This window comes from Lentzea sp. HUAS TT2, from assembly GCF_051853195.1.
Classification (GTDB): Bacteria; Actinomycetota; Actinomycetes; order Mycobacteriales; family Pseudonocardiaceae; genus Lentzea.
The window spans coordinates 109,707-125,198 of sequence record NZ_CP196667.1; the positions used below are offsets into that span (position 1 = coordinate 109,707).

At 67.3% G+C, this 15,492-nt stretch carries 16 protein-coding genes; 5 read left to right on the top strand and 11 right to left on the bottom strand.

What is annotated here, in order from left to right:
- The 4 genes from egtB to ACSHWB_RS00560 form a co-directional block, all read right to left on the bottom strand.
- The gene (gene egtB / locus ACSHWB_RS00545) at nt 1-1,290 is read right to left on the bottom strand and encodes an ergothioneine biosynthesis protein EgtB (protein WP_439660107.1); all 1,290 of its coding nucleotides are present in this window, start codon (nt 1,288-1,290) and stop codon (nt 1-3) included.
- Nucleotides 1,287-2,486 carry a glutamate-cysteine ligase family protein gene (locus ACSHWB_RS00550; RefSeq protein WP_439660108.1) on the bottom strand — a complete coding sequence of 400 codons (1,200 nt, stop codon included), beginning with the start codon at nt 2,484-2,486 and terminating at the stop codon, nt 1,287-1,289. Before ACSHWB_RS00550 ends, egtB begins: the two co-directional genes overlap by 4 nt.
- A 139-nt stretch (nt 2,487-2,625) precedes the next feature.
- Complete coding sequence (locus ACSHWB_RS00555) at nt 2,626-5,502, bottom strand: PQQ-dependent sugar dehydrogenase (RefSeq protein ID WP_439660109.1); 2,877 nt, start codon at nt 5,500-5,502, stop codon at nt 2,626-2,628.
- Nucleotides 5,503-5,739: 237 nt separating this feature from the next.
- On the bottom strand, nt 5,740-5,892 hold the full coding sequence (locus tag ACSHWB_RS00560) for a hypothetical protein (protein WP_439660110.1): 153 nt from the start codon (nt 5,890-5,892) through the stop codon (nt 5,740-5,742).
- A gap of 154 nt (nt 5,893-6,046) precedes the next feature.
- On the opposite strand from ACSHWB_RS00560, the gene ACSHWB_RS00565 reads away from it, so the two are divergent.
- Together ACSHWB_RS00565 and ACSHWB_RS00570 are read left to right on the top strand one after the other, a co-directional pair.
- Nucleotides 6,047-6,640: a TetR/AcrR family transcriptional regulator gene (locus ACSHWB_RS00565; protein WP_402912886.1), complete on the top strand. Its 594-nt coding sequence runs from the start codon at nt 6,047-6,049 to the stop codon at nt 6,638-6,640.
- Nucleotides 6,641-6,671: 31 nt separating this feature from the next.
- Nucleotides 6,672-7,955, top strand: a complete 1,284-nt coding sequence (locus ACSHWB_RS00570; protein ID WP_439660111.1) for a cytochrome P450 — start codon at nt 6,672-6,674, stop codon at nt 7,953-7,955.
- A 163-nt stretch (nt 7,956-8,118) separates the two neighbouring features.
- Here ACSHWB_RS00570 and ACSHWB_RS00575 read toward each other — a convergent pair whose 3' ends face one another.
- Nucleotides 8,119-9,594 (bottom strand): peptide MFS transporter, encoded by a 1,476-nt coding sequence (locus ACSHWB_RS00575; RefSeq protein WP_439660112.1) that lies wholly within the window; start codon nt 9,592-9,594, stop codon nt 8,119-8,121.
- Nucleotides 9,595-9,737: 143 nt separating this feature from the next.
- On the opposite strand from ACSHWB_RS00575, the gene ACSHWB_RS00580 reads away from it, so the two are divergent.
- Complete coding sequence (locus tag ACSHWB_RS00580) at nt 9,738-10,301, top strand: TIGR03086 family metal-binding protein (protein ID WP_439660113.1); 564 nt, start codon at nt 9,738-9,740, stop codon at nt 10,299-10,301.
- Nucleotides 10,302-10,707: 406 nt separating this feature from the next.
- Here ACSHWB_RS00580 and ACSHWB_RS00585 read toward each other — a convergent pair whose 3' ends face one another.
- Nucleotides 10,708-11,175 carry a GNAT family N-acetyltransferase gene (locus ACSHWB_RS00585; protein WP_439660114.1) on the bottom strand — a complete coding sequence of 156 codons (468 nt, stop codon included), beginning with the start codon at nt 11,173-11,175 and terminating at the stop codon, nt 10,708-10,710.
- Complete coding sequence (locus ACSHWB_RS00590; RefSeq protein ID WP_439660115.1) at nt 11,172-11,672, bottom strand: DUF4262 domain-containing protein; 501 nt, start codon at nt 11,670-11,672, stop codon at nt 11,172-11,174. The genes ACSHWB_RS00585 and ACSHWB_RS00590 overlap by 4 nt, the downstream gene beginning before the upstream one ends.
- A gap of 127 nt (nt 11,673-11,799) precedes the next feature.
- Here ACSHWB_RS00590 and ACSHWB_RS00595 point away from each other — a divergent pair, with 127 nt between their 5' ends.
- On the top strand, nt 11,800-12,636 hold the full coding sequence (locus tag ACSHWB_RS00595; RefSeq protein ID WP_439660116.1) for a helix-turn-helix domain-containing protein: 837 nt from the start codon (nt 11,800-11,802) through the stop codon (nt 12,634-12,636).
- Nucleotides 12,633-12,791, top strand: coding sequence for a DUF397 domain-containing protein (locus tag ACSHWB_RS00600; RefSeq protein WP_439660117.1), 159 nt, complete (start codon nt 12,633-12,635; stop codon nt 12,789-12,791). The genes ACSHWB_RS00595 and ACSHWB_RS00600 overlap by 4 nt, the downstream gene beginning before the upstream one ends.
- A gap of 52 nt (nt 12,792-12,843) precedes the next feature.
- Here ACSHWB_RS00600 and ACSHWB_RS00605 read toward each other — a convergent pair whose 3' ends face one another.
- From ACSHWB_RS00605 to ACSHWB_RS00620, 4 genes are read right to left on the bottom strand one after another with little or no spacing between them, the layout of a single operon-like run.
- Entirely contained in the window at nt 12,844-13,593 is a 750-nt protein-coding gene (locus tag ACSHWB_RS00605) for a YebC/PmpR family DNA-binding transcriptional regulator (protein WP_325515373.1), read from the bottom strand.
- A complete protein-coding gene (gene pdxT, locus ACSHWB_RS00610) occupies nt 13,590-14,222 on the bottom strand; it encodes a pyridoxal 5'-phosphate synthase glutaminase subunit PdxT (RefSeq protein ID WP_439660118.1) in 633 nt (210 codons plus the stop codon). The genes ACSHWB_RS00605 and pdxT overlap by 4 nt, the downstream gene beginning before the upstream one ends.
- 46 nt (nt 14,223-14,268) lie before the next feature.
- Entirely contained in the window at nt 14,269-14,700 is a 432-nt protein-coding gene (locus tag ACSHWB_RS00615) for an Imm1 family immunity protein (protein WP_439660119.1), read from the bottom strand.
- Nucleotides 14,688-15,386, bottom strand: coding sequence for a DddA-like double-stranded DNA deaminase toxin (locus tag ACSHWB_RS00620; protein WP_439660120.1), 699 nt, complete (start codon nt 15,384-15,386; stop codon nt 14,688-14,690). Before ACSHWB_RS00620 ends, ACSHWB_RS00615 begins: the two co-directional genes overlap by 13 nt.
- Nucleotides 15,387-15,492 lie beyond the last annotated feature (106 nt).

The window sequence follows — 15,492 nt, forward strand, 5'->3', positions numbered from 1 at the left end:
CTAGGCGTCCCTGGCGCAGCGGAAGCCGGAGAAGATCTGCCTTCTGATCGGGTAGTCCCAGTTGCGGAACGTGGCGCGGACCGCGGACTTGTCGGTGCCGAACGAGCCTCCGCGCAGCACCTTGTAGTCCGGTCCGAAGAAGACCTCGGAGTACTCCTTGTACGGGAACACCTCGAAGCCCGGGTAGGGACCGAAGTCGCTGGAGGTCCACTCCCACACGTCACCGATCAGCTGGTGCACGCCGCTGGACGACGCCCCCGCCGGGTAGGCGCCGACCGGGGCCGGGCGCAGGTGCCGCTGGCCGAGGTTCGCGTGGTCTTCTGCCGGTTCCTCGTCGCCCCACGGGTAACGCCGGGTCTTGCCGGTCGCCGTGTCGAAACGGGCCGCCTTCTCCCACTCCGCCTCCGTCGGCAGGCGCTTGTGCGCCCACGTCGCGTAGGCCTGGGCCTCGTGGAAGCACACGTGCACAACGGGTTCGTCCGGCACGATCGGCTCGGTCACGCCGAACGCGGTGCGCACGAACGAGTTCTCCTCGCGCTGCCAGAACCGCGGCGCCACCAGCTTGGCGTTCGTCCGGTGCTCCCAGCCCTCGTCCGTCCACAGTCGACGGTCGTCGTACCCGCCGGCCAGGATGAACTCGGCGTACTCGCCGTTCGTGACCGGGGTGGTGTCGATGAAGAACGAGTCGACGTGGACGGCGTGCGCGGGACGTTCGTTGTCGAGCGCCCACGGTTCGTCCGACGTGCCCATTTCGAACGGTCCGCCCGGAATGAACACCTCCGTCACGGGAACGAGGTTTCCACTGGGCGGCGGCGGTGCGTACAGAACAGGTTCGCCGGTGCGCAACTGGTGCGTGGCGAGCATCGTCTCGTCGTGCTGCTGTTCGTGCTGCACGATCATGCCGAACGCGAAGGCGTTCTCGACGAGCCGGCGCCCCTGCAGCGGCACCTTCTCCAGCACGTCGAACACCTTGCCGCGCACGTCACCGACGTACTGGCGGGCCTCGCGCGGGTTGAGCAACGGCAGCTCGGGCCGCACGCTGCGGGAGAACTTGAACGCGTCGTAGTACTCGTCGATGTCGCTGCGCACCGGTTCGCGTCCGCCGACGTCGCGAACGAGCCACAGCTCTTCCTGGTTGCCGATGTGCGCCAGGTCCCAGACCAGCGGCGACATCAGCTTGGAGTGCTGCCGGACGAGGTCGTGCTCGTCGACGGCGTCGGTCAGGGCGGTGGAACGCGCGCGCGAGCGCAACAGTTCCTCCGCCACCTGCTCGCGGAGTTCTTCAGTCACAGCTTCCCCTCAAGCTCCCGGCTGATGAAGCCGATCTGGTCCTGAGAAAGTCCGGTGCGGGGCAACGCCTCGATGCCCAGCGCCACGACGTCCTTCGCGGCGCGCGCGACGCGTTCGTCCGCCATCCCGTACCGCGCGGCGGCGAGCCACCGCCCGGCTGCCCGTTCCGTCGCCGCCAGCACACCGTCCACAACGGACGGATCGCTGAACAGCGCGACGAGCAGCGCACTCGGCGCGACCCACCCGCCGGGCGCGGGCGTGTCGAGGTATCTGATCTCGATGTACCCGCGCGGCCGGACCGGCGGGAACATCAACGACATGTGGTAGTCCAGGTCGTCGCTTGTAGGAACGCGATCGTGTGCCCCGTTCAACCAGTCCGCAAACGTCATGCGGCGCGGCGGGATCCAACTAGGACCCGGTCCGCGCACGACGATGACGGGCGTGTCCACGACTCTTCGCGCATAGGCCTGGGCCGGATCGGCGCACACAGCACTGGGTCTGGTGCGCACGGGATCACAGCCGTAGAGCGTTCTCATCCGCGCGGACGCCCAGCCTTCGTGCATCCCGCCGATGCTGGGCGAGTTCGCGAACATCGCGATGAACACAGGACCGAGCTGATGCACGGCCGCCCACCGGTCCTGCAGGTGCTTCTGCTCGCCGAAGTCGAGGCACACCTGCAGGCCCGCGGTGTTGCACATCATCGAGATGCCGTCCTGGCCGAGCTCGCCGAACGCGTGCTCCATCGCGGCGTACCGGGGCACCCGCAGCACGCGCGTGGGACTTCGATGCAGGTCAGCGCCGTGTTCGCCGAGCACGAGACCGTGGTCGGCCAGCATCGCGGTGAGGTGGGAGATGTCCTGGGTGACCGTTCGGAAGAGGTCCGGGAGGCTGGTGCAGGGAGGTGTGGAGATCTCGACCTGCCCGCCCGGTTCGACGGTCAAAGGAGTGCCGCTGGGAAGCGGCCGCTGAGGGCTGTCCGGAACGAGTGTCGGCGGCGCGTGCTCCCCGAGAGCTGCCGCCAGCCTGTGTTTGTCCAGCTTCCGTGCCGGGTCTTCGGCGTGGTGAACGGTCCATTCGAGCTCCACGCCGAACAGCCTCGGAGGCCCGTGTTTGAAACAGACCGAGGCCACATAAGCCTCGGCCTCGGCGCGGTCGGCGAACCTCGCCGGCGCCGGTTGGTTACGCAACGCAGTCACGCTGCCACACTCCCCGTGATCGTCTGGCCCGTTCGACGCTACACGCGGGGTCTGACACTCGCAGCCCTCAAATCCTTACGAAACAAGTGAAGTGCCCGTACGCACGCGTGCGTACGGGCACCTGTCTCACCAGGTGGAGCTAGGAGCGCCGGGCGTTGGAACGGCCGCGCAGCACCGTGTTCGCGGTGGAGGCGTTCTTGATGGCCGTCTCGATCTGGGCCATCGAGGAACCGGAAGTGATCCCGGGAACAGTCGCGGTGTTCAACGCGTACAACGTGAACGTGTACGGGTTGGTGGAGCCACCGGGACAGGGCCCGAAGTACTTCAGCGAGTTGGCGCCGGACTCCATCGCCTTCTGCTTCGCCGAACCCTGGTTCGGCACGTTGAACCCGGCCCCGAGGTTCTCCGGCAACGACCGGGTGGCGCCCGGAATGTCCCAGATCGCCCAGTGCAGCTTGTTGCCGTTGTTCACGCGGTCGGCGAACACGATCGCGTAGGCGGCAGCACCGGACGACTCACCCCACGCGAACGGCGGCGACGGGTCCTGACCGGGGACGCCGTCACCGGCGCAGGTGTGCTTGGCCGGGATCATCGCGTCGTCGGCGAAGGCGGAGGAGGTCAGCTTGAACCCGCTGGAGCCGCCTTCGTAGACGATGTCGATGTGCATGATCCGGTCGTTGCCGGCCGAGCCGTCCTTGTCGGTCGTCGTCGTCAGCCAGATGTCGCCCTCCTGGTCCACCTCGACCGTGCGCAGCCGGTTGTAGGTGCCCTGGAAGTAGATCTGCTGGTCGACGAGGTTGCCGTTGGCGTCGATGCGCATCCGGTAGATGCGCTGGCCGACGGTGGTGGCGACGAAGACGTAGTCGTTGATGATCGTCAGGCCTGAGGGCGAGGCCTGCGAGGTCGACCAGGTCTTCTTCGGCGGGACGGTGCCGGCGCAGTTGCCGATCGTGCCCTCGCAGGGCTCCCAGCCGTAGTTGCCGCCCTTGGTGATCAGGTTGACCTCGTCCTGCTGCGAGTTGCCGAACTCCGAGGCCCACAGGCGCCCCTGCGAGTCGAAGTCGAGGCCCTGCACGTTGCGGTGGCCGTAGCTCCAGATCGCCTTGCCGGGGAACGGGTTGTCGGACGGGATGGAGCCGTCCGGGTTGAGCCGCAGGATCTTGCCGGCGTTGGTGTTCAGGTTCTGCGCGTTGTTGCCGTTCTGCGCGTCACCGGTCGAGACGAACAGGAACCGGCCGTCCGGGCTGAACCGCAGGCGCCCGCCGTTGTGGTAGCGGTTCTTCGGCACACCGCTCAGCAAAGTCGTCCAGCCGGACAGCCCAGCACCGTCGAACTGCGCCCTGACCAGGCGGTTTCCGTCGGCGTAGGTGTGGTAGACGTAGATGAACCGGTCGGAGGCGAAGTTCGGCGAGACTTCGATGCCGAGCGCACCGCCCTCACCGTTCGTGCCCACCGCACCCGGCACCTTGCCGACGACGGTCTTGGCACCGGCCTCGGTGACGCGCAGGACGTTGAACGTCTCGCGCTCGGTCACCAGCGCCGATCCGTCGGGCAGGAACGCGAGGCCCCACGCCACGTCGACACCGGCCGCGATCTGCTTGACAGTGCCGGGGTTCGGCGCACCGGTGCCGCCGCCCGCGGTCGGCTTGACGGAGATCTCGTTCGAGAACGCCGAGAGGTTGCCCGCCGCGTCCTTCGCCCGCACCTTCACCGCGTACGTCTGGTTGGTGACCAGCCCGGCGATGGTCGCCGAGGTCGCCGAACCGTCCGCGGTCTGCTTCAGGGCCCCGTCGAAGTGGATCTCGTAACCGGTGACGCCCACGTTGTCCGTGGAGGCGCCCCACGCGATCGACACGCTGGCCGAGCTCGCTCCGGTCGACCGCAGCGTGCCGGGAGTGGTCGGCGCCTGGTTGTCCGGCGGTGCGGGCTGGGTGCGGCCCGGCACGTTGTTCGAGGCCTGCGAGACGTTGCCCGCCCGGTCCTTCGCGAACACCGTCCAGTCGTAGAGGGTGTCGGCGCGCAGGCCGGTCGCGGTGGCCTCCAGCACGTTGCCGACGCTCGTGACGAGCTGTCCGTGCTGGTAGATGTCGTAGCCCGTGACGCCCACGTTGTCGGTGGCCGCCTCCCACTTCAGCGACACGGAGTTGTGGGTGGAGCTGACGAACTGCAGGTTGCGCGGTGGCGTTGGCGCCTCGTTGTCCGCGGGGCCGGTCAGCACGGCGGTCAGCTTGTCCGCGTTCGGGCCGCCGTTCGCGGTCGTCGCGGTCGCCTTGATCTTGTTCGCGCCGGCGTGCAGCGTGGCCTTGAGGGTCCGCGTCTGCCACGTCGTCCACGCGCCCGTGCCGGGGAACGAGACCGCCTGGGCGTTCGAGCCGTCCACGGTCACCGAGACGGGACGGTCGACCGTCGTGCCGTTGGCGTAGCGGAACGTGAGGTCGTGCTCGCCACCGGAGTCGGCGTTGATCGTGTACTCGACCGACGAGCCGATGACGTTGTCGTAGTTGACGAAGCCCGTGCCGGAGAACCCGGCGTGGTTGGACTCCACGACGCCCTGCGAGATCGTCGCGTTCTCCGCCTCCTGCTCCAGGGCGGGAACGCTCGCGATCTCCTCGACCTCCAGGTAGTCGAGGTTGGGGCCCCCGGTGGCACCGGTGGACGTGAGCTTGATCTTGTTCTCGCCCGCGTTCAGGTTCACGGTGTTCTCGGCCGACACCCACGTCGTCCACGCACCCGTGCCGGCGAAGGCGCGCTCGTCGACGGCGAGACCGCCGTTGACGCTCACGTCGGCGGGCCGGTTGTCCGCGGTTCCGTTGGCGTAGCGGAAGACCAGCTTCGCCTGGCCCGCCTTCGACGCGTTCACGGTGAACTCGACCGAGCTCCCCGCGACGTTGTCGACGTTCACGAACCCGGCCCCGGAGAACCCGGCGTGGTTCGACTCCACCACACCCTGCGAGATCGTCGCGTTCTCCGCTTCGTACCGGACCGGCGCCGCGAGGGCCGACTCCGGTACCGACATCACTGCGACGGCTGTTGTACAGGCAACACCCATCACGCCGAACGCGCGAAACGCCCGGCTTCTACTCGGTGCCACTGTTGTGCCTCCCACAAAGACGGGTAGGGGGATCACGACGGAGCGGCGGCGGATTCAGTTTTAGACAGGAAACTTTCCTGACTGTCGCGCAGATCACACCACCCGCGACATCCGGAGTCAACCCCCTCCAGGAACTGCGGGAAAGCGCTTACCAGAATCCCGTTACCGATCCCGGTTCTCGGCCAGTGCGGCGATGAGATCCGTGACCGTGCGACTGAGCAGCAGGTCGATCATGTGGACGCCTGTCGACTCACGCCGCTGCCACCCGAGACGCTCGGCGAGCGTCGACAGCTTGATGATCTCCTGCGTCTCCATGCCGCGAGAGGATATGGGCGCGACGTTGCCCGTTCACGCAGGCCCGGCCGATGATCCACACGAAAGGGATCACCCGGGAAGATCACACTGATGGACCTGTCCAATCCGTACGTACGGATTGGATTTCCCGCCCACACCCTGCGACCATCTACAGGTGCCCAGGGTCAGTCAGGACCACCTCGACGCCCGCCGCCGTCAGATCCTCGACGGCGCGCGTTCCTGTTTCGCGCGACACGGCTACGAGGGTGCCACCGTACGCCGTCTGGAAGAGGCGACGGGACTCTCTCGCGGCGCGATCTTCCACCACTTCCGCGACAAGGAGTCGCTCTTCCTCGCGCTCGCCGAGGACGACGCGCTCCGGATGGCGGACGTGGTGGCGGAGCAGGGCCTCGTCCAGGTGATGCGCGACCTCCTCGACGAGCCGGAGAAGCGGACCGAGGAGCACGCGGCCGACTGGCTCGGCACGCGCCTCGAGGTCTCCCGCAGGCTCCGCACGGACCCGGACTTCCGGGCGCGCTGGGCCGAGCGCAGCGAACAGCTCACCGCCGCCACCCGGCAGCGCCTCATCCGCCAGCGCGAGGCCGGCAACCTGCGCGACGACGTCGACGTGACGGTGCTGACCAGCTTCCTGGAGCTCGTCCTCGAAGGTCTCGTCTCGCACCTCGCGATGGGCCTGCCGGCGGACGACATGGAGCCGGTGCTCGATCTGGTCGAAGAAACCGTGCGCCGCCACCGCCGCAGCTCTTGAGAGTTCTTCGAGAACCACTCAATGTGGACGCATGCCGTCCACGCTGAAGACCGCCACTCAGTTCTTCGCGCTGCGCACGCTCGTCCGCGGCTACGCGCTGCTCGGTGACCCGTACGCCGGTGTCATGGCCTCGCCGCCGGACCGCGACCCGTACCCGATGTACGAGAAGGTGCGCGCCAAGGGCGACATGGTGCGCAGCCGCATGGGCGCCTACGTCACGCCGAGCCGCGAGATCTGCGACTCGGTGCTGCGCGACAACAGGTTCATCACCGCGACCTTCGACGAGGCGTCGATGGTGCCGATCACGCTCGTCAAGGACGGCGAGAAGATCGTCAACCCGGTGCAGGACTCGTTCCTGATGATGAACCCGCCGACGCACACCCGGCTGCGCAAGCTGGTCCAGCCGTTCTTCACGCCGCGGGCGCTGAAGGACCGCACCGAGTCCATCCAGAAGATCGTCACCCAGTACCTCGACCGCCTCGACGACCGCTTCGACGTGGTCTCCGAGTTCGCCTCGCAGGTGCCGATCCAGGTCATCGCGGACCTGCTGGGCGTGCCCGACGACCACAAGGACGTCTTCGCGCGCTGGGGAAGCTCGCTGGCCGAGACGCTCGACGGCGTGTGGTCGCACAAGCAGCTCAAGAGCCTGCACGCCACGATCATCGAGTACAACGACTTCATCGACGGCCTGATGGACGAGCGCCGCCGCAACCCGAAGGACGACATCGTCAGCCACCTCGTCACCCAGCACGAGGACCTCAGCCGCGAGGATCTCGTTGCCACCACGGGGTTGCTGCTCTTCGCCGGCTTCGAGACGACGGTGAACCTGATCAGCAACGGCGTGCTGAAGGCGTTCGAGAACCCGCACACCGTGGCGCCGCTGGCCCAGAGCCCCGAGTACGCCGAGGGGTTCGTCGAGGAGGTCCTGCGGCTCGACCCGCCCGTGCAGTACACGATCCGCTGGCCGAAGGAACGCCTTGAGCTGGCAGGGATCTCGCTGCCCAAGGGCATGCCGGTGATGCTGATGCTGGCGGCCGCGAACCGCGACCCGAGGGTCTTCAAGGACCCGTTGAAGTTCGACCCGACGCGGTCCAACGCGCGCGAGCACCTCGCGTTCAGCGCGGGCATCCACTACTGCATCGGCGCGGGACTGAGCCGCATCGAGGGCTCGATCGCGTTGCACGAGCTCTTCAAGCGCTTCCCGAACCTCGGCGCGGACGGCCCGATGACGCGCCGGCGGTCCAAGCTCATCCGCGGCGCGTTGCGACTTCCGGTACGCGCCAACGCATCCAGCCGGTCACTGACGGTGAAGTAGCGCTGACCTGGGGCGAGATTTGTTGCGGGGAGTGCTCGACTTCACCCGGCTGGAGCAATGTTCGTGCCCCAATGACACATGTGCGTAGTGCATCCTTGAAGGCGAGAGGGAGACCCGCCGCACCGCCGCCGCGACGGGCCTCCCTCTCGCCTTGTGTCAGGACCTACTCGACGCCCGACATCAGCTTCTTGATCGCCGGAGCCGCCACCGCGAGACCGGCGCCGAGGACGACAGCGGCACCGCCCAGCGTGAGGAAGTACGCCGACGGGCTCGTCGTGTAGAACTTCACGAGTTGCGCGGCCACACCGGTACCGGCCGAGCTCGCCAGGAACCACAGGCCCATCGTCTGCGAGGCGAACGCCTTGGGCGCCAGCTTCGTCGTGACGGACAGGCCGACCGGCGAGAGCATGAGCTCACCCGCGGTCATGATCAGGAACATCAGCACGAGCCACAGCGGCGTCACCTTGCCGTCGGCGGCCGAGTTGCTCGCGAAGTACATGAGCACGAACGACAGGCCGACGAGCACCAGCGCGCCCGCGAACTTGCGCGGCGTGGACGGCGCGCGGTCCTTGAGCTTCACCCACAGCAGCGCGAACACCGGCGCGAGCGCGATGATCATGATCGGGTTGATCGACTGGAACCACGCGACCGGGAACTCCCAGCCGAACACGTGGTTGTCGACGTTCGAGTCGGCGAACTCCGCGATGACCGACGCGCTCTGCTCGAAGATCAGCCAGAACATCGCGGCCGCGATGAACAGCGGGATGTAGGCGACGACCCGCGGCTTCTCGTGCGGCAGCGTCTTCTTGCTGCGCAGCATGACCGTGAAGTAGCCGATCGGCAGCACGATGGACATGATGCTGATCATCAGGATGACACCCTCGACACCGCCGAGGAAGTACGCCAGCACGCCCAGCCCGACGATCGCCACCGCGATGAGGCCGATCAGGCCGTAGGTGCGGCCCTTCTCCTGCGCGTGCAACGGGTTCGGCGCCACGGCGGCCGAGCCGCGCAGGTTCTTGCGGCCGAAGCGGTACTGGATCAGGCCGAGCGCCATGCCGACCGCGGCCACGCTGAAGCCCCAGTGGAAGCCGAGGCCGTCCGCGAGCGCGCCGGTGATCAGCGGCGAGATGAAGCCACCGATGTTGATGGCCATGTAGAAGATCGTGAAGCCCGCGTCGCGACGGTTGTCGTGCTGCTCGTAGAGCCCGCCGACGACGGTCGAGATGTTCGGCTTGAGCAGGCCCGTGCCGAGCACGATGAGGACCAGGCCGAGGTACACGCCCGCGAGACCGATCGGCAGGGCCAGCGAGATGTGGCCGAGCATGATCAGCACGCCGCCGTAGAACACCGCCCGCTGACCGCCGAACACGCGGTCGGCGAGCCAGCCGCCGGCGACACCGGACATGTAGACCGCGGTGCCGTAGATGGCCACGACCGACAGGGCGAGCGCCTTGTCGACGCCGAGACCTCCCTCGGCCACGGCTGTCCACAGGTAGAGGCCGAGGATGGCCTTCATCCCGTAGAACGAGAACCGTTCCCAGAGTTCGGTGAAGAACAGCGTGGACAGGCCTCGGGGGTGCCCGAAGAATCCCTTGTCCTGCGCGGAGATGCTGGCGCTAGGAGCGCTCACAGTCATCGTCCTCTCGTGTCAACGATGTCACGGCGGATCTGGTCGAGATTACGCCGAACGCTCGTACGGTTAGAAATCGGGGTTGCGTCCGAGTGGCCCAACTCTCACGCCGGGATGCGCGGCTGGGCAGGATTTGATGCACTGCTGGGATGGACTTGATCCAGGCGCACGGCGTGGCGATGACGGAGTTCGACCGGCGGGTCCGGGAGATCGCTCCCGACCAGTGGTCGCTCGGCACCCCCTGCCGGGAGTGGTCGGTCAGAGACCTCGTCGGCCACCTCGTCTACGAGCAGCTCTGGGCCCCGGAACTGCTCGCCGGCTGCACGGTGGAGCAGGTCGGCGACCGCTTCGACCACGACAACCTGGGCGACGACCCGCTCGTGTCCTGGGTCGTGGCGGCCGCGGCGGCACGCGAGGCGTGGCTGGGCAAGCACGCGCTGGTGAAACCCGTGCACGTGTCGTCGGGGCTGATGGACGGCGAGGAGTACTGCTGGCAGATGACCACGGATCTCGCGGTCCACGCCTGGGACCTGGCGCGCTCGATCGGCGCCGACGAACGAATTGACCCCGATCTCGCGTCGATGGTCCTGAAGTACGTGGAACGCAACATCGAGGACTGGGGTGGTTCGCCGATGTTCGATTCGCCCGTTCCGGTCGGCGTGGACGCCGACGACCAAACTCGGCTGATCGGACTTCTGGGACGTAAGCCTTAGGTCCTGCGGATGATTCCGGATCTGGCGGAACGCCGTGTGCTGATCTTGACCGAGAACCGGGTTCCCGCTGCGATTTCCGAAACGCCCCGCTCCGCATCCCCCTGTGCCTCCTGCGGGGCGGGGCGTTCCTCCCCCGGCCGCGATCCCCGGATCCCCCCGGACCGTTGATCGCACCGCATTTCTACAGGTAGATCGTTGTCCGGTGTCGAAGCGGTTGGAGCGGACAACGACCTCCGGACAACGTTTTGGTCTCCCCCAGGCACAACACTGCCCCCGGCGCCGGATGCGCCGGGGGCAGTGGGTGCCGGACGGATCAGCCGACGTGTGATCGACGTCCGCACCGGTGGTTGGTCGTGGGTGGACCGCTACAAGACCATGCCAGCCACTCGTGACCGGTCCCTGAACGTCAGATGACCTTCTGCTCCAGAGTGACGCACCTGATACCGACGGCGTCGAGGTGCTCGCTCACCTTCACGAACCCGGCGCTCTCGTAGAACCCGATGTTCCCGTCGCTCTCGGCCCCGGTGAACAGCCAGACGACCCTCACGGCCTCCGGCGCGTGCTCGCTGACCGCCTCCAGCAACCTCCGCCCGACCCCGCCGCCCTGGACGTCGGGCGCGACGGACAGCCGGGCGACCTCCATCCGGTCGCCGTCGACCCGGCTGCGCACCGAGCCGACGAGCCTCTCGCCGCTGAACGCCCCGAACGCGGGCGTGCCGTCGGCGAGGTGGTCGCGGATCTGGTCGAGCGTCTCGACGAGCGGCGGCAGGTCCCACGCCCCGTACCGCCTGGCCTCCTGGAGATAGGCGGCGCGCTGGATCGTCATGACCTCACCGGCGCGCTCCGGCCCGATCGGTCCGATGTGGACGTTCACGGCCCGGTGACCCCCGGCGTCCAGCTCTCCGGCAGGCCGCTCTCCGTGAGGATGATCTGGTGGTCGTGGAACCCTTCCGGCGCGTCCGGCTGCCACGGCCACTGCCCCTGCGGCGTCGGCACGATGATCTGCAGTGCCGCGAACTCCGACCCGTCGTAGAGCAGGTAGGCGCTCCCGAAGAACTCGGGGTAGAACCCCTTGTAGACCCGCTCGAACGCGACCGGCACCCCGTCGAAGAAGTCGTGGTAGAGCTGCCCGGGCACGAACCGCTCACCGCCACTGGCGCGCTTCACGTACATGTTGATCAGGTTCTCGCCCATGCCCTGCGGCAGCCCGATCACCACCGCCTCCGCCACGCCGAACCGGCGCCAGGCCCCCACCGAGAACACGTATCCGGGCCCCTCGGCGTCCGGGTTCACAACGATGTTGGTGTGGCCGAACCGGTCGGCCGCGGACAGCAGCCGAGCACGCAGCTCGATGTCTTCGTCGGAAAGCACGGCACCCAGCCTACGGCACCCTTCCGGCGCCTTATGCCTGCTTGGAGCATCTCCAAGGCTCCCACCTTCAGGCAGATTTGGCGCGAAACGATAGAGCTTTCGCAGCCCCTGCCCCTACCGTCCGACCATGCCCAAGAGATCGTCCAGCGTGGTGGGCCGCGAGTTCGGCAACGGCGTCCGAGCCGCCATCGAGAACACCGGACTGACCCAGCGCCAGCTAGCCGAACTGCTCGGCTGGCAGGAGGCCAAACTGTCCGACATGCTCGCCGGCAAGGGCGGTGTGACCGAACTGGAGGTCGCCACCCTGCTCGCCTACTGCCGCACCCCACTCGTCGAACGCGAACGCCTGCTCGCCCTGTACCGCGAGGTCGGACGCTTCTTCGTGCAGTTTCCCGAAGACGGCGTCCCGGACCAGGTCCGCACGCTGATCAACCAGGAGAAGGAAGCCACCGAGATCACCGGCTGGTCGATGATCCTCGTGCCCGGTCTGCTCCAGATCTACGAGTACATCGAGGCTGTCACCGCCAAGGCCCGGACGGTGTCGACCGAGAACTTCGCGGCGACGGTGGCGGCGAGAGCGGCCCGGACCGAGATCCTCGACTACAGCCGAACCTTCACCTTCTACGTGCACGAGCAGGCCCTGTGGCTTCCGGTCGGCGGCGAAGAGGTGTGGCGCGAGCAGCTCGCCCACTTGCTGCGGTTGTCTGTGCGCAAGTACATCAGCATCCGCATCGTCCCGAGGTCGGTCGGCGTGCATGCGGGCGTCTCCGGCGACTTCCGGCTGATGAAGTTCCCGAAGTACCCGCCGGTCGTCTACATCGAGAGCGTCAAGTGCTGCTTGTTCTTCGATGACAAGGACACCGTCGAGACCTACGAGAACATCCTGAAAGACCTCGCTGCTGTCGCCCTGGATGAGGAAGAATCGAGGGCGGTGATCAACAGCATCTTGGAGGGCCTCCAATGACCGTGTGGCGCAAGAGCAGTTACAGCGGCGACGGCGACAACTGCGTCGAGGTGGGCCACGGCGTCGGCATCCGTGACAGCAAGGCGCCCTCGACCCACCTCTCCGTCTCTTCTGAAGCCTGGTCGGCGTTCTTGAAGGTCGTTCGGGCGCAGTGACGCAAACCGCCGGCCACGCTGCTGCGCGACCGGCGTTCGTGCTTGCTCGTGCTCAGCCGACCTCGGCCATGACCTCGTCCGACACGTCGAAGTTCGCGAAGACGTTCTGCACGTCGTCGCAGTCCTCCAGCGCGTCGATGAGCTTGAAGATCTTCTTCGCGCCCTCGGCCTCCAGCTGCACCGACACCGACGGCATGAAGCTCGACTCGGCGGACTCGTAGTCGATGCCCGCGTCCTGCAGCGCCTTGCGGACCGGGATCAGGTCACCGGCCTCGGACACGACCTCGAAGGCCTCGCCCAGGTCGTTGACCTCCTCGGCACCGGCCTCCAGCACCGCCAGCATGACGTCGTCCTCGGACGTGTCCGCCTTGGGCACGATCACGACGCCCTTGCGGCTGAACATGTACGACACGGAACCGGGGTCGGCCATCGAACCGCCGTTGCGCGTCATCGCCGTCCGGACCTCGGTGGCGGCGCGGTTGCGGTTGTCCGTGAGGCACTCGATGAGCACCGCGACACCGTTGGGCCCGTAGCCCTCGTACATGATGGTCTGCCAGTCGGCACCGCCGGCTTCTTCACCGCCGCCGCGCTTGCGGGCGCGTTCGATGTTGTCCAGCGGCACCGAGTTCTTGCGGGCCTTCTGGATGGCGTCGAACAGCGTCGGGTTGCCGTCCGGGTCCCCACCACCGGTGCGGGCCGCGACCTCGATGTTCTTGATCAGCCGCGCGAAGAGCTTGCCGCGCTTGGCGTCGATGGCGGCCTTCTTGTGCTTGGTGGTCGCCCACTTGGAGTGGCCGCTCATTTCTCCTCCGAACCAGTCAAACCACGAACCATGTCCACGAACAGGCGATGGACGCGCTCATCCCCCGTGAGCTCCGGATGAAACGCCGTGGCCAGCACGTTGCCCTGCCTGACCGCGACGATCCTACCGGCGGCATCGCCCGCCTCAGCCGTAACGGGCACCGTAGCGAGAACCTCGACCCCCTCGCCAACCGCCTCCACCCACGGTGCGCGGATGAACACGGCGTGCACGCTCTCACCTGCGAGGTCGAGATCGGTCTCGAACGAGTCGATCTGCCGCCCGAACGCGTTGCGCCGCACCGTGACCGCCAGGCCACCGAGCTGCTCCTGGTCCTCACGGCCGTCCAGCACCGTCTCGGCCAGCAGGATCATGCCCGCGCACGACCCGTAGGCGGGAAAACCGGCCTTGATCTTGGCGCGCAGCGGCTCGAGCAGCTCGAAGTTGGCCAGGAGCTTGCTGATGGTCGTCGACTCGCCGCCGGGGATGACGATCCCGTCCAGCTCGTCCAGTTCCTCGGGACGGCGGATCGGGCGCGCGGTGACATCACACTTCGCGAGGGACACGAGGTGCTCCTGGACGTCGCCCTGGAGGGCGAGCACGCCGATGACGGGAGGGGCAGCGACAACCATGCTCACCAGCATATTCGAGGTCCACGGGACCGCCGCGCACCCCTGGTCAGTGGACCTCGTGCAGCCCAGGGAAGTCGTCCGGGATCAGACCGTCGTGATCGAGATATGCCGCCAGCACCGCACGAACCGTCGCCAGCGGCACTTCGTGGCGAAGCGGTACGTCCTCGCCGTGGCCTTGGAAGTCGTAGACCCGGTCACCAACGATGTCGTCGCCCAGCGTCGCACGGCGACCGGTCCGGCTGTTGATCTGCACGTAGCCGAGCCCGACGCCCACGCCCACTCGTGCGGAAGGGAACCGGTACGCATCCTCCGCCACGTACACGGTGATGATCGACGGGCACGGTTGCCGTGCGGACTGCTCGCTCACCCTGTCCAGCAACTCGGTCAGTTCCTCGTGTGTGCGGATGACGATGGCGGGATCGCCGGGGTTGAAGTCGTCCTCGGGTTTCTGGTCGTACCAGACCTCTAGAGCTGCCACGGTGCCCGCATCCCTCCGGTGTACGTCTTGCGGTAGTTCGGCGCGTGCACTGTGAGCGTGGAACCCTCCGGCAACAGCACCGGGACCACGGTGTCACACCCGTAGCGATCACGGCACGGCCGGTTGTTGAGCACCACGGTGGCGTGCTGGATGCCCTTCTGGCGCATCATCACCGCCACCTTGGTCTCCACATGAGTGACGGTCACAGGCGCACCAGGTTCCGGGAAATCGGTCTCCCGCAGCATTTCCCACGCCTGAGCCGACGCGTCGTCCTGCCCGCTAACGATCGCCGCGACCTCGTCGCCGTTGTCGGCGAACCAACGCCCATGCGTGCGCTGTCCCGTTCCAGGCTGGACTGGTGGCGGGAGCTGATCCCTCAGCGCCTCCACACGTTCAGGTGAACGCGGCGCGGGCGGTTGCGACGACTGCACGGCGCCACCCGGTTCCTGACCGATCCCCTGACTCCGCAGGTAGGAGCGAATCTCGTCGGCCACCGTCGCGAGGGTGGACACCTGGCCCTCCGGCTCGCTGATCCCCTCGATCACCCGCGTGAACAGGGCACAAGCCTGGTCCACGTCGGCCTGGAGCGTGCCGAAGCCGGCGATGGACAGCAGATCGCGCGCCTGTTCGGCGAGTTCCGCTGCCTCGTGATGCGCGGCTATCGCCTGGTCGATCTTGACCAGCACACGCCTGAGCGCATCCCCCAAGTCCCCGAGCGACGCCACTCCGCTTCCCCTCGCGCGCCATCGTCACCCGATGCTGCCACGACACGACCGAGCCTGCCTGCGAAAA